Source organism: Brevibacillus choshinensis (assembly GCF_001420695.1).
GTDB classification, from domain to species: Bacteria; Bacillota; Bacilli; order Brevibacillales; family Brevibacillaceae; genus Brevibacillus; species Brevibacillus choshinensis.
This window is the reverse complement of the sequence record NZ_LJJB01000010.1, coordinates 1489275-1508442: the sequence shown is the minus strand read 5'-3', so window position 1 is coordinate 1508442 and position 19168 is coordinate 1489275. Positions and strand designations below refer to the sequence as shown.

17 protein-coding genes are annotated in these 19168 nt (G+C 50.5%); 10 read left to right on the top strand and 7 right to left on the bottom strand.

Annotation, left to right across the window (positions count from 1 at the left end):
* Position 1 precedes the first annotated feature (1 nt).
* Both AN963_RS17230 and AN963_RS17225 read left to right on the top strand, forming a co-directional pair.
* A complete protein-coding gene (locus AN963_RS17230; protein ID WP_055745763.1) occupies positions 2–964 on the top strand; it encodes an ABC transporter ATP-binding protein in 963 nt (320 codons plus the stop codon).
* 14 nt (positions 965–978) lie between these two features.
* Positions 979–1962, top strand: a complete 984-nt coding sequence (locus AN963_RS17225; RefSeq protein ID WP_055745762.1) for an ABC transporter ATP-binding protein — start codon at positions 979–981, stop codon at positions 1960–1962.
* Positions 1963–2032: 70 nt separating this feature from the next.
* Here the strand turns inward: AN963_RS17225 and AN963_RS17220 are convergent, their stop codons facing one another.
* Positions 2033–2548, bottom strand: a complete 516-nt coding sequence (locus tag AN963_RS17220) for a stalk domain-containing protein (protein WP_055745761.1) — start codon at positions 2546–2548, stop codon at positions 2033–2035.
* Between the two features lie 211 nt (positions 2549–2759).
* Here AN963_RS17220 and AN963_RS17215 point away from each other — a divergent pair, with 211 nt between their 5' ends.
* On the top strand, positions 2760–3452 hold the full coding sequence (locus tag AN963_RS17215; protein ID WP_055745760.1) for a uracil-DNA glycosylase: 693 nt from the start codon (positions 2760–2762) through the stop codon (positions 3450–3452).
* Positions 3453–3525: 73 nt separating this feature from the next.
* Here AN963_RS17215 and AN963_RS17210 read toward each other — a convergent pair whose 3' ends face one another.
* Positions 3526–4167, bottom strand: coding sequence for a thiamine diphosphokinase (locus AN963_RS17210; protein ID WP_055745759.1), 642 nt, complete (start codon positions 4165–4167; stop codon positions 3526–3528).
* 13 nt (positions 4168–4180) lie between these two features.
* Positions 4181–4594 (bottom strand): 2Fe-2S iron-sulfur cluster-binding protein, encoded by a 414-nt coding sequence (locus AN963_RS17205; protein WP_055745758.1) that lies wholly within the window; start codon positions 4592–4594, stop codon positions 4181–4183.
* Between the two features lie 145 nt (positions 4595–4739).
* Here AN963_RS17205 and AN963_RS17200 point away from each other — a divergent pair, with 145 nt between their 5' ends.
* Positions 4740–5648: a GNAT family N-acetyltransferase gene (locus AN963_RS17200; protein ID WP_055745757.1), complete on the top strand. Its 909-nt coding sequence runs from the start codon at positions 4740–4742 to the stop codon at positions 5646–5648.
* 9 nt (positions 5649–5657) lie between these two features.
* On the opposite strand, the gene AN963_RS17195 is transcribed toward AN963_RS17200, so the two are convergent.
* Entirely contained in the window at positions 5658–6467 is an 810-nt protein-coding gene (locus tag AN963_RS17195) for an Fpg/Nei family DNA glycosylase (protein ID WP_055745756.1), read from the bottom strand.
* A 197-nt stretch (positions 6468–6664) separates the two neighbouring features.
* Between AN963_RS17195 and AN963_RS17190 the strand changes: the two genes are divergently transcribed.
* Both AN963_RS17190 and AN963_RS17185 read left to right on the top strand, forming a co-directional pair.
* Positions 6665–7822, top strand: a complete 1158-nt coding sequence (locus tag AN963_RS17190; protein WP_055745755.1) for a THUMP domain-containing class I SAM-dependent RNA methyltransferase — start codon at positions 6665–6667, stop codon at positions 7820–7822.
* 31 nt (positions 7823–7853) lie between these two features.
* Positions 7854–10538, top strand: coding sequence for a DUF4855 domain-containing protein (locus tag AN963_RS17185; RefSeq protein ID WP_055745754.1), 2685 nt, complete (start codon positions 7854–7856; stop codon positions 10536–10538).
* A 728-nt stretch (positions 10539–11266) separates the two neighbouring features.
* Here AN963_RS17185 and AN963_RS17180 read toward each other — a convergent pair.
* The 3 genes from AN963_RS17180 to selD form a co-directional block, all read right to left on the bottom strand.
* Positions 11267–11905, bottom strand: a complete 639-nt coding sequence (locus AN963_RS17180) for a hypothetical protein (protein ID WP_055745753.1) — start codon at positions 11903–11905, stop codon at positions 11267–11269.
* A 137-nt stretch (positions 11906–12042) separates the two neighbouring features.
* Positions 12043–13293: an MDR family MFS transporter gene (locus AN963_RS17175; RefSeq protein WP_055745752.1), complete on the bottom strand. Its 1251-nt coding sequence runs from the start codon at positions 13291–13293 to the stop codon at positions 12043–12045.
* A 427-nt stretch (positions 13294–13720) separates the two neighbouring features.
* Positions 13721–14782: a selenide, water dikinase SelD gene (gene selD, locus AN963_RS17170; RefSeq protein WP_055745751.1), complete on the bottom strand. Its 1062-nt coding sequence runs from the start codon at positions 14780–14782 to the stop codon at positions 13721–13723.
* Between the two features lie 92 nt (positions 14783–14874).
* Here selD and mnmH point away from each other — a divergent pair, with 92 nt between their 5' ends.
* The 4 genes from mnmH (at position 14875) to AN963_RS17155 (ending at position 19128) form a co-directional block, all read left to right on the top strand.
* A complete protein-coding gene (mnmH, locus tag AN963_RS17165; RefSeq protein ID WP_055745750.1) occupies positions 14875–15936 on the top strand; it encodes a tRNA 2-selenouridine(34) synthase MnmH in 1062 nt (353 codons plus the stop codon).
* Between the two features lie 38 nt (positions 15937–15974).
* Complete coding sequence (locus AN963_RS17160; protein WP_055745749.1) at positions 15975–17087, top strand: aminopeptidase; 1113 nt, start codon at positions 15975–15977, stop codon at positions 17085–17087.
* A gap of 809 nt (positions 17088–17896) precedes the next feature.
* The gene (locus AN963_RS31215; RefSeq protein ID WP_161827291.1) at positions 17897–18067 is read left to right on the top strand and encodes a hypothetical protein; all 171 of its coding nucleotides are present in this window, start codon (positions 17897–17899) and stop codon (positions 18065–18067) included.
* Positions 18068–18159: 92 nt separating this feature from the next.
* Complete coding sequence (locus AN963_RS17155; RefSeq protein ID WP_055745748.1) at positions 18160–19128, top strand: RluA family pseudouridine synthase; 969 nt, start codon at positions 18160–18162, stop codon at positions 19126–19128.
* Positions 19129–19168 lie beyond the last annotated feature (40 nt).

The window sequence follows — 19168 nt, the reverse complement described above, 5'->3', positions numbered from 1 at the left end:
GATGGAAACGAAATTACTGGAAGTTAGGAACCTGCAAACACATTTCAAAACGGAAGACGGAGTGGTTCCTTCCGTAAATGGAATCTCCTTTTCCGTTGCCAAAGGAGAGACGCTGGCCATCGTAGGTGAGTCGGGCTGCGGCAAAAGCGTTACCTCCCTCTCCATCATGGGTTTGGTGGCTCCGCCCGGACAAGTGGTTGGCGGGGAAATCCTGCTGGAGGGACAAAATCTGCTCGCGTTAAACAAAAAAGAGCTTCGCAAACTGCGCGGCAACAAATTATCGATGATCTTCCAAGAGCCGATGACCTCGCTGAACCCGGTTTTCACGGTCGGCAACCAGCTGAGTGAAGTGTTTCGTCAGCATCAAAGCATGGACAAGCAGCAGGCACGTGCAAAAAGCATCGAGATGCTAGATACAGTGGGGATCCCGCGAGCAGATAAAGTGATCGATTATTTTCCGCATCAGCTCTCAGGGGGGATGCGCCAACGCGTAATGATCGCAATGGCCTTGGGATGTAATCCAGCTCTGCTGATTGCGGACGAGCCGACGACGGCACTCGATGTAACCATTCAGGCGCAAATCCTAGAGCTGTTGAAGAAATTGAATGAGGAGTACGATACGGGAGTCATCCTGATTACTCACGATCTCGGGGTCGTTGCGGAGATGGCGGATCGAGTCATCGTCATGTATGCCGGTGAGGTGGTGGAGCAGGCTAACGTCTTTGAACTTTTCGCTCGCCCGAAGCATCCTTATACAAAAGGTCTGCTTGGCTCGTTGCCCAAGCTCGATGAACAGCGAGAAGAGCTGGGGTCCATACCCGGTGCTGTTCCGAATCCACTGGATATGCCAGCTGGCTGTGCGTTCCACCCCCGTTGTCCGATTGCAACAGAGCAGTGTCAATCCAAGAAGCCGTCGCTTGTCGAGGTGGACCAAGACCATCTGGCACGCTGCTTATATGCGTAAGGAGGGAATGCACCATGAATCAGGCGCAGGAAGCGTTGCTCGAGGTAAAAGGGCTGAAAAAACACTTTCCGTACAAGCAAGGCATGTTTTCCAAAAAGATGGGCCACGTACGGGCGGTAGATGGCGTAGACTTTACGGTATTTCGAGGGGAAACACTGGGGATTGTAGGCGAGTCGGGGTGTGGTAAATCGACGACGGGCCAAATGATTCTCCAGCTGCTGGAGCCGACTGAAGGGGAGATCTGGTTCGAGGGCAAGCACTTGACGGGGCTCGGTAAAGAGGAAGAAAAAGCGATTCGCAGGAACATGCAGATGATCTTCCAGGACCCCTATTCCTCGCTAAATCCTCGCATGCGCGTAGAAGATATCATAGCGGAGCCACTTCGCGTGCACGGCTTGGGACGGGGAGGGGAAATCAGGAATAAAGTGGTGGAATTGTTGGAGCTGGTCGGTCTGGGTGCCCATCATCTGAGCCGCCATCCCCACGAATTCAGCGGTGGCCAACGGCAGCGCATCGGGATCGCCCGGGCACTCGCGCTACACCCCAGCTTGATCGTATGCGATGAAGCTGTCTCTGCACTGGATGTTTCTATTCAATCGCAGATCTTGAATTTGCTGAAAAAGCTGCAAAAGGAGCTGCAGCTTACGTACATTTTTATTTCGCATGGGCTTCCTGCCGTCAAGCACATCAGTGACCGGATCGCTGTTATGTATCTGGGCAAAATCGTGGAGCTCGCTGAACGCGACGAGCTTTTTGCCAGACCGATGCACCCTTACACGGAGGCCTTGCTATCGGCTGTGCCGATCCCAGACCCGACACAGCGAAAAGAACGGATAGTCTTGCAAGGAGATTTACCGAACCCGGCGAATCCACCGACAGGATGTCATTTCCACACCCGCTGTCGGTATGTCCAGGACTTGTGTCGCGAGGCGGCTCCACCGTTGCAGCAGCAAGTGGATGGTCATTATGTCGCTTGTCATTTTCCGTTGAATGAATAGCAGCGTGGCACATTAAAAAGAACAGCTGCCCCCCTAAGGCTGCTGTTCTTTCCTTTATTAACGTATGAGATTATAGCAACGATTTAACTTCCCCTGTATTTGGATTCACCACAAACCAGCCATAGGTGCTTGTATAGCTATCTCCAGACTGGAAGTTATTCACGACGGTTTGATAAACTTGAATAACATAATGGCCTTTTTCGTCGTCGTGATCGTATTCAACTACGTGTGTAGGAGTCAGGCTGCCGGCGAATTTCTTTTTGACCAGCTCCACCGCTTCCATCTTGGAATACATTTTGGCTACCGGAAGCTTGCCGATGAAAATAGATTTTGACTTTGCGTCATAAATCACGGGTTTGTTCAAGTTTTCCGCAACAAAGCGGATGGGAACGTATACAGAATTTTTGTACATAATCCCCTGTACGTCGCTCGAAGGCGATTTCGGTACTCCTTCAAAGTAGTAAGTGAACGGTGTTTTCGTTCCTTCGGTTACATCTGGAAAAGCTGGTGCTGCGATCGCGATCCCGGAGAACAACACCGAACCTACCACGATGCCCCCAATAAACGATTTGATGTCCCATTTCATGTAGTAAACCTCTTCCCTTTTATGTATCTAAATCTTCCCAGAAAATATTATGACAAAATTCGAGCAGATCAGCTATCAAGCGAGGGTACTAGGAAAGAAAGACTAGAAAAAATCGAAAAAATGGGACTGGACGAGCGAGGTCCTATTCTCTCTCGTTGCCGCAGCCTTTATGATAAGGTAGAAGCAAAACTATCGGACAAGGTGAGAATACATGACGATCTTGCAAAATGATTGGGCTCCCGTATTGGCAGACGAGTTCGAGAAGCCCTACTACTTGAAATTGCGGCAAATGTTAAAGGAAGAGTATCAGACGCAGACTATCTATCCAGATATGTTTAACATTTTTACAGCGCTCCATCTGACCGGGTATGAGAATGCCAAGGTTGTTATTTTGGGACAAGACCCGTATCACGGACCAGGACAAGCACATGGCTTGAGCTTTTCCGTGAAGCCAGGGATCAAGCCACCGCCTTCCTTGCAAAACATTTACAAAGAACTGCAAAGCGATTTGAACTGCACGATCCCGCAGCACGGGTATTTGACTCACTGGGCGAAGCAAGGAGTAATGATGCTCAACACGGTACTGACGGTACGCAGCGGTACTCCCAACTCGCATAAAGGATTAGGCTGGGAAACGTTCACCGACCAGATTATTACCCACCTGAACGACCGGGAAACGCCGCTGGTGTTCATTCTCTGGGGCAAGCATGCTCAGGAAAAAGCTTCGTTCATTGATACGAGCAAGCATTTCATCATTCAATCGCCGCACCCTAGCCCGTTTTCCGCCAATCGCGGCTTTTTTGGCAGTCGTCCTTTCTCGCGGACAAACGCGTTTTTGCGTTCCAAAGGCATCGAGGAAATCGATTGGCAGCTGCCGCTCGTTCCAGAGGAAGAGGCTGACTAGATGCAAAAAAGGATCGTCCGTCGTGGATAAACGGGCGATCCTTTTTTATAAGGATGGAGCAGAGTAGAATGACCTAATCCTTGCTCTTGATGACGAGTAACTGACCAGAGTGCAGCGAGATCGTTCCTGTGTCGGCCTTCAGTACATTGCTGATTCCGAGAGTATCGCCGATGCGCAGCGTGGCATTTTTCAGTGGATATTGAAATCCATGGAGGGTGATGCCAGTCACTTCCGGGCTTAAAGGAAGCAAGGAGAGAGTAGAAAAATGGTCCCGCTCTACCGTAAGCGCACTGTCGATCAGGCGAATCTCATTGTTTTCATCAACGATTTTGCAAGGAATATCAGCTCGCAGTGCTTTTTGCAGTAAATGAACATTCGCCAAGGAATGATCGAAGCGAGAGCCTAATGCCCCTACCAACACGATTTCTGCCGGTTGTTGTTCCAATGCCCAGGTGAGAGCCATTTCCGTATCCGTCAGATCCTTCATGATCGGGTCACAAGAGGAAACGGACTGGCTATGCTGCTCGATTTCTGCTTTCTCATCAGGACTGACGGAGTCAAAGTCACCGATGGCGAGACGAGGCGAAAAACCATGCTGGACGAGGAACAAGGACCCTCGATCAACACCGACTAACCAATCTTCTTGCTTGATATGATGAATGGCCCATTGTCCCAGACTTCCACCAGCGAACAATAAGATTCGATTCGATTTCATGAGATAGCCACCTTTATTTCTGTATCGTAGATCGAAACGTGCTCTGACAAGCAAGGCGGTAACCTTGGGTTAGCTTGCTACCCAGTTTTTGTTGTTCCTGACCCGTAGGAGACGAGAGACAGGAGCCCCCCTCCATCAGTTGCACCGTGCACTTTCCGCAATGTCCTTGCTGGCATTTGTAGGCCACAGGGTATCCTTGTGCCAATGCCGCTGACAGGAGAGTTTCGCGGGGGACAGCATGTACGTGAAACACTTGATCGCGCTGTTTTACTCGCACGCTGGCTTGTCCGCCTTGCAGACGAGCTGCGGATCGACTGTCCGTACGATTGGCTGGCGATGCTGGTTTTGTATGTATAGGAGTTGTTTGCAGAGTAGTAGGGATGGAGCGACCGGTAATCAACGAGCCTACCGTGAGCTGTTTGCGCATGGGAACCTCCAAGGAACAAACTTTTTTCCATCTTACCATGCCAGCAGGTTGAGGGACAGGTACGGGTATTGTCGAGCGAAAGTGATTGAATTTTTAGTTTTTGTCGATTAAAATTATTTTATTAAATAGATTGGAAGGTGATTCCATGATTACCATCAAGCGGATGAGTGACTGTACATTTGCGGAAGTGACAAAAGCTTGGAATAGGGGCTTTGAAGGTTACTTTTTCCCGATTACCATGACAGAGGAAATGTTGGTTCAACGCCTCGGAGCGGAAGGCTATGTGCTCAGTCTGTCGGTAGTTGCCTTTGATGATCAGGAGCCCGTCGGCTTGGTAGCGAGTGGACTGCGAATCATCAATGGTCGAAAAATCGCATGGAATGGCGGCACAGGAGTCGCCACTGCTTATCGTCGTCAAGGGCTGGGACGGCAGCTGATGGCAGCAACGCTTGAGCTGTACCAAGAAGCAGGGGTAGACGATGCTACGCTGGAAGCCGTCAGCCAAAATGACAAAGCGATTGCCCTCTATGAACAATTGGGCTACGAAGTATTGGACCGATTGTTGTTCTGGCAAAGGACCAACGCTCTTCCTGCGAACCTTTTTGGTGTCAAAGAGAATACAGCGTATCGCGTAAGGCATGTTCTCGCCGGGGAGGCTTCTATGTTACCTTTTTATCAATCAGACGCGCCTTGGCAAAACCAGTGGCAGAGCATGCGGGACGGCGAAGCATTGCTGGTCGAGGACGAACAAGGTCACGCTGTCGGTTACGCGATGTACAAACGGACGGTAAATGAAGAGGGAAAGGTCTCTTCTATCGTACTCCGTCATTGTGCAGCGCAGCCAGCGCATAGCGATGCCGATACGATCATGCGTGTGGCATTGACCGAGCTTTATGCGCCACATGAACTGGAATGCCGCCGTTCGACCTTTAACTTGCCAGCAGCTCAGGAACAGCTTCTACGGATTTTGGAGGAAGCAGGCTTCGGTCCGTCGGGAACGGAGCAGGTGTATATGGTGAAAAAAATGAAAACGCCCGAGCACACAACTGTCTAATTTCATTTGTTACGTCTGACAGTGGGTGCAGAAAAAGACTTTGCGGGAGGAGAGCCTGTCCCCTACGATTGCGTGACTGCAGCGTAGGCACGGCTCTCCTCCTCTGTCGTATACCCGGCAGCGGGCGTTGAAGCCGCCCGTGAGTCCGTCCCCTTGGTAGAGTGGAGTTTCCATATATCCACCGTATTGCATGGCTTCATTTAAAACAGTCTGCATGGATAGGTAGAGTCGAGTCACCTCTTCAGGAGTCAGATCGGGGATGCGTCGTGTCGGTAGGATTCCTGCGTGGAAACAGATTTCATCGGAGTAGCAATTTCCGATGCCGGCGAGCCAATGCTGATCGACAAGGGCAGTCTTGAGTATCCCACGCTTGGTGGATAACAGCTGAGCCAAATGAGCAGCGGTAAACGCAGGGGCGAGCGGTTCCGGCCCTAGATCTGCGAGTCTTTCATCGATTTGCTCAGTTGTCAAAAGATGAAGGTACCCTAGGCGTAGTCCATGAAAATAAAGGATGCGGTTGCCAAGCGAAAGCGTCACTTGGGATGAGCGGGGCAGCTTGTCCTCTGCCGTACCGAGATAGAGAAAACCGCCCAGCATCAAGTGAAGCAGCAGGACATAGCTGTTTTCCAAATGAAACAACAGGTGTTTTCCGCGTCTGTCGATGAGAGTGAGCCTTTTGCCACGAACGATTTGGGCAAATTGATCCCCAGGCAGATTAACCGTCTTTTCCCGTTCGACATGGGTATCGGTAATCGCAAGCCCACCGATCTGCTGCTGCAGAAGTCTCCGATAAGTCTCCATCTCAGGTAATTCGGGCATGGCTGCCTCCTATTGATGCGTACTTTCTATTTCATAGGTTTTCCAGTGGACCCTTCGATCATGCTTCTTCCCGCCACGCTCAGACAAAAGGGCGTTTTTTTGATTTTAGGACAAGATTACCAACGCTATACTCAAATCGGGTAATATAGTATAAGGGTGTAGCCCGAAGCCATATGTACGGACAGGAGAAAAGTAGGATGCAAAAAGTAGAATTAATCGCTACGGCGACATTTGGATTGGAATCCGTGGTAGCGGAAGAGGTAAAAGCACTCGGCTACACGGATGTACAGGTGGAAAATGGCAAGGTGACATTTACCGCGGATATTTCTGCGATTGCGCGAACAAATTTATGGTTACGAACTGCCGACCGGGTGCGTCTAAAGATTGGGGAGTTCCAAGCGACTACGTTTGACGAGCTATTTGAGAAGACCAAGGCTTTGCCATGGGCGGACTGGATCACAGAGGACGCTACGTTTCCGGTAGAAGGCAAGTCCGTGAAGTCTACGTTGTTCAGTGTGCCTGACTGTCAGGCAATCGTGAAAAAGGCTGTCGTGGAAAGTCTGAAAAAGACGTACAAGCGGGATTGGTTCGATGAGCAGGGACCGTTGTACAAGATCGAGGTAGCGTTACTGAAGGATGTGGCGACACTGACCATCGATACATCCGGGCCGGGATTACATAAACGGGGCTACCGCGAGCTGATCGGTACCGCGCCACTCAAGGAGACGATGGCTGCGGCAATGATCATGCTGTCCCGTTGGAAGCCGGATCGCGTTTTCATGGACCCGTTTTGCGGCTCTGGTACCATTCCGATCGAAGCAGCATTGATCGGGCAGAATATCGCACCAGGTATGAACCGGGAGTTTGTATCGGAGAGCTGGACTACCATCCCGAAGTCCGCTTGGAGAGAGGCTCGCGCGGAGACTCACGATCTGGCGCGCTATGATCAAAAGCTGGAGATCATCGGTACGGATATGGATGAAGAGATTTTGAAGATCGCCCGCGTTAATGCGGCTGAGGCGGGAGTCGATGATCTGATCCATTTCCAACGCATGGATATGCGCGATATCCGGACCAAGAAAAAGTACGGGTATCTGATTTGCAACCCGCCGTATGGAGAACGCTTGGGCGAGTGGAAGCAGGTAAGCAAGATGTATGGGGAAATGGGTAAGACCTTTGCTGCCCTAGATACATGGTCTTTTTACGTCATCACGTCAGACGAATTGTTTGAAGAACATTTTGGACGAAAGGCGAGCAAAAAGCGGAAGCTCTACAACGGAAATATGAAGGTCGATTACTACCAGTTCTTTGGACCAAAACCGCCTCGCCCGTCGATGGTTCCCCCTGCCGAATAAGAAAGAGAAGGGGTAATTGGAGGAGAATACAATGAGTAAGAAACGAATGGGAAACCGCATCGTGGCCGCTTGCCTGGCGTTTTCTACGCTTTTGGCCACAGCGGCTCCGATGGCTGGCGCTGCATCGGATGCGAGTAATACGAGCAATGCGACAGCGGATTCTGGACAGACTGAGGTGCAGAATCAAGCCACTACAACGTTCACAGATCTAGGGAACAGCTATGCGAAGGAAGCCATCGATCACTTGGCGTCTCTTCAGATAATCAATGGTCAGGGAGATGGCCTTTTTTATCCACAAAAAACGATTTCCCGTCAGGATATTGCCGTTTTGTTGACTAAGGTGGTCGGATTACAGCCTAAGACAGCAAAAGAGGCGAGCTTCGAGGATGTGCCGGTGGAGAGCCCTTATGCGCCGTATGTCTATGGACTATCGGAGCTTGGTGTCATGAACGGTAGAAACGACAGCACAGTGGGAGCAGCTGATCCCCTGACAAGACAAGAGCTAGCGGTGTTGCTCTCGCGTCTGATGCAAGCAAGTCATGTGGCAAAAGCAGCAAGTACGAATACAGCTACGTACAGTGACGAAGAGGAAATGGCGGGCTATGCTCGTGAAGCGATCGTAGAAGTCACCAATCAGCGTTGGATGCAGGGGGCGAATGGGAAGTTTAATCCGCTCGGAACCGTGACGCGTGCGGAAGCGGCTGTGATTGCTGAGCGCGTATTGAATGCCCGATACCAGCAGGCAGAACAAGCCCAATTCAAGTTGAGCACCAAGAGTGTGAGCTTGATGGCGGGCACCAGCCAGCGAGTAAAAGTGGCGAGTGCTACGGGGGAAAAGCTTCCGTTTACGCCAATCTTCGCTTTTGACCGACAAGAGCTGGGAACGATCCTGCCCGATGGGACATTCGTTGCTGGCCCGACACCGGGAAAAGGGAATGTGACTGTTACGGTGGGCTATCATACCGAGACGATCCCGGTCGAAATTACAAATGCTCCAAAGAATGACTCCGGAGACCAGGCGGTAAATGCTAGCGAACAGACAACGAATTCGAAGGAACAGACTGCTGATTCTACGAATGCAGCTTCTGATGCTGCCAGCCAGGAAGCTTCTACGGTAGATAACCAGAAGCCCGCAGATGAGGAGGAAGCTGTCGAATCGGCTGAGCAGGACGATTTGGTCAATGTGGCTCCGGGTAGCTTTACCTCGGTAAAAACGTTCGGACCACCCGATTCTTATTTCCAAACCGTAGAGAAGCAGTATCCGGGCCCGGTAGGCGGGTTGGTGACGCCATCCGAGGAGTGGACTGGCTTTAACCGTCAGTTCGGTCGGAAAGTGACGGTAGCTTTGTCACAAGATAAACCGCTGGAGCGAATCGCGTTGACCTTCAAACAGCAAAAGACGTCAGGGATTACACTTCCTGAGTCGATGGACGTAGAAGTATCGCGGGACGGCAAATCCTGGTCTTATGCGGGGAAAGCTGTTCATGACGTCCCTGCATCTGAGGAAAAGCAGGTATTGCGTACGCTGAGTGTGACGCTCCCTGACGTAGAAGCACGCTACGTTCGTGTCTCCTTCCCGGTAAAAGTTTTTGCTTTCGCTCGTCAATTGGAAGTCTGGGCGAACGAAAACAGCCGATGGGAAGGAGCGGTGTTGCTGCCGCCACCTAGTCCGGCGCAGATGATGGAAGATAAAAAAGCAGGAAACCGCGTGGAAAATATGCTGCTTGCGTATTCCGGTGCATACGGGGACCGAGGAAACTGGACCAAGGAAGACTTCCTGCCAATGGTCGGCTATCGCACGGCAGACGGTTACATGCGTGACCAAATGTTTGATACAGTCCTCTTCCTGCCGTATCAGGACATGGCTGCAACTAAGCAAGGCTGGCAAGGGTATCTAAATGATCTGTTTGGGACAGATAGACAGCTGGATGCTTTGAACAGTGCTATGCGGGAGTACAATCGTCTGAGAGGGACTTTGTACACGACACCTACACAGGAGAATGTCGTTTTGGCATTGCCATACCCGAATATGAATCAGACCAACTTCGGTAAGCTGGCGGATAACAAGCCATCGCTCTCGTTTAATCCGGCAGGCATTGGTGAGGAACAGGCATACGAGAACCGCAAGCAGGCGTTGGAATGGTACTTCCAGGAGCTGCAAAAGCGTTGGAACAAGGCGGGGTATTCGTACCTGAAGCTGGAAGGCATCTACTGGTTCCATGAACTGATCGAAGACAGTGCTCCAAAGGAACGTGATTTGATCCGCAGCATGGCAGGAATGGTTCATGACGAGGCGTTGCGTTTCTACTGGATTCCGTATTACGGTGCTCCAGGGGTAGGGGAATGGAAATCGTTGTATTTCGACTATGCCTTCCTGCAGCCGAACTATTACAGCGACAAGCCGGTGCAGCTCGACCGTATCGAGGGCGTGCTAGACACCGTGAAGAAGTATGGGATGGGTGTAGAAATAGAAGGGGATGAGCGGATGTATCGTGATCCCAAGTTCTATCAGACTTATTACAACCAGCTCGTGGCCGCCCACAAGCTCGGAATGGATAAAAACAATGTCCATGCGTACTATTACGGCTCCAAGACATTGATCCAGTCGGCAACCAGCACCGATCAGGTCGTACGTAGCATATACGATGATACGTACAAATGGATGCGAGGTAAGTTTGACCGGGAAGAGTATTACGAGGCAAACGAAATGCCGTAACAGCTAGTACAGAAAAAAGAGTCTGTTTCCCTTTTTGTGAGGGAGCAGACTTTTTTTGTCGAGAAAGTGGCTGTAATGGAGAAAAGCCTTTGTCCATTCTGCGCTCCGGGCTACGTCCTACAATGGAGAGGAGACTGTCCGCTCCACCATGGATCCCGAGGGAATCGCCAAACGGCGCGCAGCTACGCAGTTATTCATGGATAGCGATTCTGTTTCCTCGGGATACATGATTCCGCTAAGAGGGACTCCGCAATCGTTCCGACTGGAAACATACTTTTCTAGCGGGCAGAGCTTTCTCATCTAACGTTGAAACACTTGTGGAATCCTTTCAGGTTGCCAAAACGCATGGTAACCTTTTTTCATTCAAATGAAAACGAAAACCCTGCTAACAACATTACGTTCTTAGCTCTTTGAGGAAAGCTATATGGTTTTCCCTTTTTCATTGTTTGTGATCCAAGCTTGCAAATCTCGAACGAAATAAAAAGCTCGCCAGGAAAAAGGAGAAAAAAGCGAAGGTATTAGGGACGCAGCCGAGGCGGAGTGGAAAAAGTGGAACACGCTTTTAGCGTCCACCTTGAAAGGCATCTTTTGAGACGACTACTTTGGACGCGGTTCCGCTTTTGAAATGGAGCCGTGCAGGGATGACCCCCGTGCAAGTGTCCCTACTAACCTGGAGCGTTTTCTCCTTTTTCCGCCCCGCCTCTAAAGTCCGAACTGAAGGCGCATCCTTATCCTCGTACAGAACCACAAGCCTGGTCGTGCAAGGCAACCAAGTCACGCAAGATCAGCTCTCGCATGGCATGGAGCTGTGGGCACGGATGGTAGTAGTTTTTCCCGGTGGCGCACGGTTTCCCGAATGTAGGGACGCCCGCAGCGGCAATTTCTCGCAGCCACATTTCCTTTAATGAGTGGAGGGGGCGAGAAGCTTTTGCCATGCATCCCCAGCCGAGCAACATCCACGGGTGCTTGACCAGCTCATGAGATCGCGTGATGTGCTCATCTAGTGCCGTATCACCTGCATGAAGGAGGGCTTCGAACAGGCTGACTGCTTCTTTTGCTTGCGGGTTTTGCAGGGAAAAAAGGTTGTAGATGTGCAGTCTGCCCTCGAGTGTGCCTTGCTCTGCTTTTGGTTGATAGATCGCTTCGGTCAGTTTTACCAGCTGGTGCATGGTTGGATCGAGCGTAGTTTGTCCCATGATCGAGTGATGAGGCGCAGGCCTTTCCCGGAATAGGGTGGACGAGCCTGGATTCAGCAAGAGGCAGCTTCCCAGTGATGCAGATGACGTACCCCATTGAATATAGGCAGATGTTCGGTACACATGCTCTCCCTTTGTTTTAAATGTGGCGAATGCGCTCGGCTGATTCATGGAAATAACCCCCTCCTGACGTGACTCTCCTACCTAGTACTCACTATATGCTAGATTTTGAAAGCTAGTACGACTGGTACAGTTGGAGGGCAGAGAAAAGGCCGACCCCCGTCACAGATGGGTCGACCTCATTTGTATTACGATTGGGAAGATGAGTGCTGTTCCTCTGGGATCATGCGGAACAAGCGGATATACAGATACGCGCTGAACAGGGAGACCGCCAGAATGATCCCGAAGACGCCTACAGGCGACAGCCATTGAGAGATCCCGATGGTCAGGGGAGCAATAAACCGTCCGATGGAAAACTGCAGAGACGAAGCCCCCATATATTGTCCGCGAGCATCTTCTGGTGCGTATTTACTAATAAAGCTCTGAGCCACTGGAGTACGAATCAACTCTCCGAGCGTCAGGATGGTCATACAGCCAAACAGCAGCCAGATGTTCGCGGTAAAGGCCATCAGGAACATACCAAAGCCGTACAGGACCGACGAGATCACCATGCTGTTTCGGTCGCTCCAATGCTGGAACCATCGGGTGACGGGAAGGGTAAACAAGACGACAAGCAAGCCGTTCAGTCCCATCAGCCAGCCGAATGCACTGGTCCCGCCGACAGTAAATGTCCAGTCTCCCCACCAGAGCAGCGGTTGATTGGTTACATGCTCTTTGACGTATAGAGCCATGTACATATCCAGTTGCATAAAGGCGATGGCTACGAGGATGCCGGCGCCAATGTAGAGAGCAAACACTTTGTCACGGAAAATGACCGCGTATCCCTTGAATTGCTGGGTGAGGGAGAAGCGTTCCTTGGCTTTCTCCTTGCGTACTTCTACGGGCAGGGTTTCCTTTACCAGAAAGAAGATGGCACAGGCGAAGAGTAGCTCGATGACCGTACAGACGAGCAACAGTTCAAAGCGGTAATGCACAAAGAAGAACGAGCCAAGTACAGGTCCTGCGACTACCCCTATGTTCATTGCCGTGTAAAAGGTAGCAAAAACAAGTCGACGATCTTCCTCCGTCGTCAAGTCTGCCACCATCGCGGAGCTGGCAGGCCAGTAGAGCGAGCCTGCAATGCCAATTCCGATGAATGCAAAATAATCGACTAGGGGAGACCCGGAAAAAGCAAACACCGCAAACATGAGCGAAGACGTACAGAGTGATAGCAGCATGGTCGGCTTACGACCTACTTTGTCAGCCAAATAGCCTCCGAACAGGTTGGACAGCATACCCAAAAGCGGTGGAACCATCAGCAAAACGCCCGCGACGTCCTTTCCGAACGAGTCGCTGAAGTATAGTGCCATAAACGGAAAGTACATCCAAAAAAAGGTGTGAGTAATCAGTTCGCCGAACAAACGCACTTTTAAATTCAAATCCCATGAACGCCAATGCATGACAAGATCCTCCATTCCTACCTGGTTCTATCTCTTTTGCAGGAGCCTTGACCATCACTTTTTGCACAATAAAAAAGCGCAAACGGGAGAGCTTCCGCTTGCGCTTTTACGATCGATAGAAGGAGTCGGGCAATGTAGCCAGTCTGGAGAGGAGCAAAAAATGGCCCCATACCTGATTTGGTATGTTCCTCAAATAAACTGGTGCCCAAACATCCAATCGGGAAAAAGACGGAAGCGGTTCTGGCATCCTGCAGCTTCTTGCTATAGGTGGTCTTTAAGAGGCAGTGCCCCTTATCAGAGGCCCACCTAAGCGCAGATAACTACAGAAACGACCATGAACCAACACTCCCGTCCTTCAAATTATTTGTACAGATCAACTCTTGTTGATTAGGATACTTCAAAAGCAGGAACCGACGCAAGGAAAATTTTACGATTTATCGGAATTTACTTGAATAGTCCCTGGGTGGTTTGCAACGACCTCACCAATGATCTTTGCCCACTCGATTCCTTGGGCGTGCAGCTCTTCCAAAAGACGGGTTCCTTCTGCCGCGGGCACGCTGATCAAGAGCCCTCCAGAGGTCACGGCATCACACAAGATCAGACGATCGAGCTCATCCATGTCCTCAGGGAATTGCACGCGATCCGCTACCCAGCGGAAGTTTGATTTGCTTCCGCCGGGAATGATTCCTTGCTCTGCAAGGTCGCGAGTCCCAGGCAAAACAGGAACGTCATTTGCGTAGATTCGAATGCCAGCTTGGCTGCCTTCTGCCATTTCCAGTGTGTGTCCGAGTAAACCAAATCCGGTGACGTCCGTGCACGCATGCACCGGGAAGCTTTCCATGCATTCGGCTGCGTATTTGTTTAACGTCGCCATGACGGTCATCACCAGCTCGGTTTGCTCGACAGAAAGGGCGTCACGCTTGATCGCGGTCGTCTGGATGCCGACGCCGATCGGCTTGGTCAGGATCAGCACATCTCCTGGTTTTGCTCCGGCATTGGTCAAAACGCGAGAGGGGTGTACTGTACCCGTAACGGCTAACCCGAATTTCGGTTCGGGATCATCGATGGAATGCCCGCCGACGAGTACGGCGCCTGCTTCCGCTACCTTGTCCGCAGCGCCACGCAGAATATCGGTCAAAATAGACGGGTCCAGCTTGGAAATGGGGAAACCCACGATGTTCAGTACCGTGATCGGTTTGCCGCCCATGGCAAAGACATCGCTGATGGCATTGGCTGCCGCAATTTGCCCGAACCAATACGGATCGTCGACGATTGGGGTGAAGAAATCGAGTGTTTGTACAATGGCCAGGTCATCATTCAGCTGAAACACACCGGCGTCATCCGATGTTTCTACGCCCACCAAAAGACGTGGGTCACGTACTGCTGGGGCAGGCAAGTTTTTCAGAACTGCTGACAAGGCGTCCGGACTGATTTTGCACCCACACCCACCTTTTGTGGTGAGGGAAGTGAGTTTTACTCTATCTGCCATGTTATGGCCTCCTGACTAACGAGGTATAATAATAGAATATCTGAAAATTCAAGTAGATAAATCTAGCATAACAGAAGTTAGGGTGACATACATTGCATGAAATAACCGTTCAGGAATTGTTGGTCAAAGGATATTCGAATTTGGTAGACGTTCGTTCGCCGGGAGAGTTCGCCAGAGAATCGATTCCCGGGGCGGTAAACATCCCGTTATTTAGCAATGAGGAACGAGCGCTGGTAGGAACGACTTACAAGCAGGAAGGACAGGTCGCTGCTCAGTGGCTGGGTATGCAGATTGTTTCACCCAAAATGGAAGCGATCATGCAAGCTATCAAACAACGGGGAGAGGAATGGGGAGAGCCGCCTACGATCTTTTGCTGGCGAGGTGGAATGCGGAGCAGGGCTATGGCGACGTTCGCCACATTTTCGGGTCTGCGCGTTCGACGCTTGCAAGGCGGGTATCGAGCGTACCGTCAGCACGTACTGGAGACGATTGAACCATATGAACTGCAAGTCCCTGTCTTCTTGCTACACGGTATGACGGGCGTGGGGAAAACAGAACTACTCAAAAGATTAGAGGAGAACGGACACCCTGTTCTCGATCTGGAGCGAATGGCAGGACATCGTGGCTCGGTTTTCGGGCATATTGGGAAAGGCAAGCCGGCCAATCAGAAGATGTTTGATGCCCGTTTGTTTGAAACGCTGCAAAGGAATCGGGATGCTTCCCTCTTTGTGATGGAGGCGGAGAGCAAGCGGATTGGGAATGCTATTTTGCCGCCTTTCTTGGTCGATGCCAAGAAGCAGGCCATCCATATTCAAGTCACGGCACCACTAGAGATGCGCGTCCAACGAATTTACGAAGAGTATGTGGTCCCGTTTTCATGGCGTCCCGACTTTGCAGAAAAAGTGGAGCTTTCGTACACCTCGATCGCCAGGAGAATTCCTACGGAGCAAGGAGCTCTTTTGCGCGACGCTCTCACCAACAGGGATTACCGCACAGCTATCGCTTTGCTTTTAGTCCATTATTACGACCCTCGGTATCAAAACAAACAGAGTGAATACGTGGAGAGTCTAGAGCATCATGTGGACGCTGTCGATTTGGAAAAAGCGGTACAACAAATCGATGCCATAATTGAAAAAAGTCTGCCCATTCGGTAAAATATATTTTATTAAATACGAACGTAGGGGGAGAACGTATGTTGGATTCGCGATTGGTCAAACTGGCTGAAAATTTGTTGAGCCACTCGGTTCGCCTGGAAGAAAAGGAAAGTTTGCTGATTGAAGTTCGGGGAGAAGGTCATGCGCTTGCCAAAGAATTGGTGAAACAAGCGTACGCAAAAGGAGCTTATCCGTTTGTTCGAATCATCGACCCGACCATTCAGCGTGAACTGATGATGGGCGCCAGCGAAGAGCGTGCTGCCCATCTGGCGAAGTGGGAAGAGCCAATGTTCAAGGATCTGGATACGTACATTGTCATCAATGGACCGGCAAACGATAGCGAGATGTCAGATGTACCAGTTGAACGTCGCCGCGCGCATCAAAAGGTGATGCAGGACCTAAATGATTATCTGACCTCAAACGTGCGCTGGACACTCCTCAATTACCCGACTGCTGCCATGGCACAGAGCGCAAATATGTCGACGGAAGCGTTTGAAGATTTTTATTTCAACGTCTGCTCTGTTGATTACAAAAAGATGCACGAAGCATTCCTGCCGTTAAAGGATTTGATGGATCGCACGGACAAAGTACGCCTTGTTGGGAAAGGTACAGACCTGACTTTCTCCATCAAAGACATCCCGAACGTCATCTGCTCTGGATTGCGCAACATTCCGGATGGAGAGATCTTCACAGCACCTGTGCGTGATTCCGTGAACGGGAAGATTACGTACAATACAGCAACTAGCTATATGGGTACCAAGTTTGAAAATGTCAGCCTGACCTTCGAGCACGGCAAAATTGTCGAAGCGATTGCCAACAACACGGAAAAGCTAAACCAAATCTTTGATACTGACGAAGGAGCGCGCTACATCGGGGAATTTGCGATCGGCGTTCACCCGTACATTTTGCATCCCATGAACGATATTTTGTTCGATGAAAAAATTGCGGGTAGTTTCCACTTCACACCGGGCCGTGCCTATGACAACGCGGATAACGGTAACCGCAGCCAAATCCACTGGGACATGGTGAACATCCAGCGTCCAGAGTACGGCGGTGGAGAAATCTGGTTTGATGACGTGTTGATTCGTAAAGACGGTCTCTTCGTTTTGCCAGAGCTGCAAGGACTGAATACGGAAAATCTAAAGGGGTAAATTAGCTCGTATATGTGATTGAGCCAAAGCCATCATGCCAAGCATGGTGGCTTTTTTGACTGAATCAGAAAGTATAAAACTTCTTAGCCAATCTTCCTGATTCAGCAAAAATAACCTTCCGCTAAAACGCGGCCGCTCCTCCAAGAACAGGCTTCGATAGAGGTTTTCTTATCAAAAGGACTTTCTAAAAGTTATGGTGGTACCAACATAGCGGAGGTTAGGAGAAGCAGGTTTCCGATCTGCGCTCCAGCCTACACCCCGCAAAGGAGTATAAACTGTCCGCTCCACAACGATTCACGGGGAAGCGGTAAAGTAGTAGCCGCTCCGTAGGGAATCCAGAGGTACCGCTTCTGGATCCCTTGAATTCGTTGCTCCGCTAAGTAGTTTTCCGGAGTCGCTCCGCCTGGAAACCTGCTTCTCCAGCGAGCTGTTATGGTTTCTAGCTACTTGGTATGAAGAGATTCAAGGGAGCAAAAGCTTAATTCCCCAATCGTTGCGCTTCGAAGGACATGGGTGAATCAAGCGAAGAACGAAGTCATCAAATATGTCTGTTCGACGTGTCTCGGGAGCAATTGAATAAGGAAAACCAAGCTTTCGGTTTTCCTAGGCATTGTCCCACGAAGGTTTTCCTCTCCTCCACTACAGTCCGACCGAGTGGAAAAAGGGAGTGGGTGTATTTCCAGCGTTTTACTTATTTTCAGGAATCACATTTTAATTATTTTCTAAACAAAAATGTTTACAAATTACCACTACCTACCATATACTTATTATACAATAAAGTTTATTAAGTGGATGCGGGGGAATGAACAATGATTCAACTAGGATGGAAACAACGCTTGCACACCTTTTTTGCGGGACGTCTGCTCGGTTGCGAATTTCTTGCTGACGAAGGGTATGTGACCCAATTGCTGGAGATGGGTCAGAGGGCTGCGATAGCTGACTGTGATCAAGCGTTAGAAGACGTCAGGATCTACCGGTAAGTGGGTCGATAGGGAAGGGAAAACAGCAAAGTAGCATGTCCCCCATTCTTTTTTGCTACAATAGGGAAAAAGCATGAAACAGAGGGATCTACGTGAGCCGCAAGGACTGGATGGAATATATCGTCACAGAAGAGGACGAGGGAATGAATGTGGAGCAGATCGTTCGGCAAAAGCTGAACGTATCGGGGCGTATGATGCAGCGGCTGACGAGAAGCAAAGGCATTCAGCTCAACCGCAAGCAGCCTTTTTTACAGCGTCAGGTAAAACCAGGCGATCAGGTCGCAATCCGGGTCGTAGAACGACCGCTGGAAAGACAGCCGCAGCATGATACGTCTCGAGAGAAATTGCCGACAGGGGCTCCGTCACCAAGCGATCGTGCCACACAACAGGCTTCTACCCTGCCAATCGAACTGCTGTACGAGGATGATCACTTGCTGATTGTGGGCAAACCGGCAGGCATGATGGTACACCCGATCAAAGAGGAGCAGGATGGTACGCTCGTCCATGCCTTGGCAGATCTGTTTGCACAGCGTGGCGAACATGTGAGCATCCACCCCGTGCATCGTTTGGACAAAGACACATCGGGAGCGATTTTGATCGCAAAAAGCAGCTACGGCCACCAGCTCGCTGATCGTCTGCTCCGAGAAGGTGGCATTCATCGCGAATATGTGGCAGTCGTTAGTGGCGTATTACCAGATGATCGAGGAACGATTGAGGCGCCTATTGGTCGAGATATGAAGCATCCGACCAAGCGGAAAGTGACAGAGGGTGGCGATGCGGCCATCACGCATTACGAAGTGATCGAGCGTTCCTCGTATATGACGATGGTACGTGTTTGGCTGGAAACCGGGCGTACTCACCAGATTCGGGTTCATTTCGAGCACATCGGTCACCCCCTCGCAGGTGATACCATGTACGGAGGAGTGAGAGGGTTGTTGCGCAGGCAGGCACTCCATGCATCGTCATTGACCTTCCACCATCCACTTCGCGACGAAAAGCTCCATTGTGAAGCTCCACTACCTACGGATCTGAAGCGATTGATCCAAGCTGAATTTGAATAGAACGGGAAAAGACTGGTTTTTGTGCAGTCTTTTTCTTTTG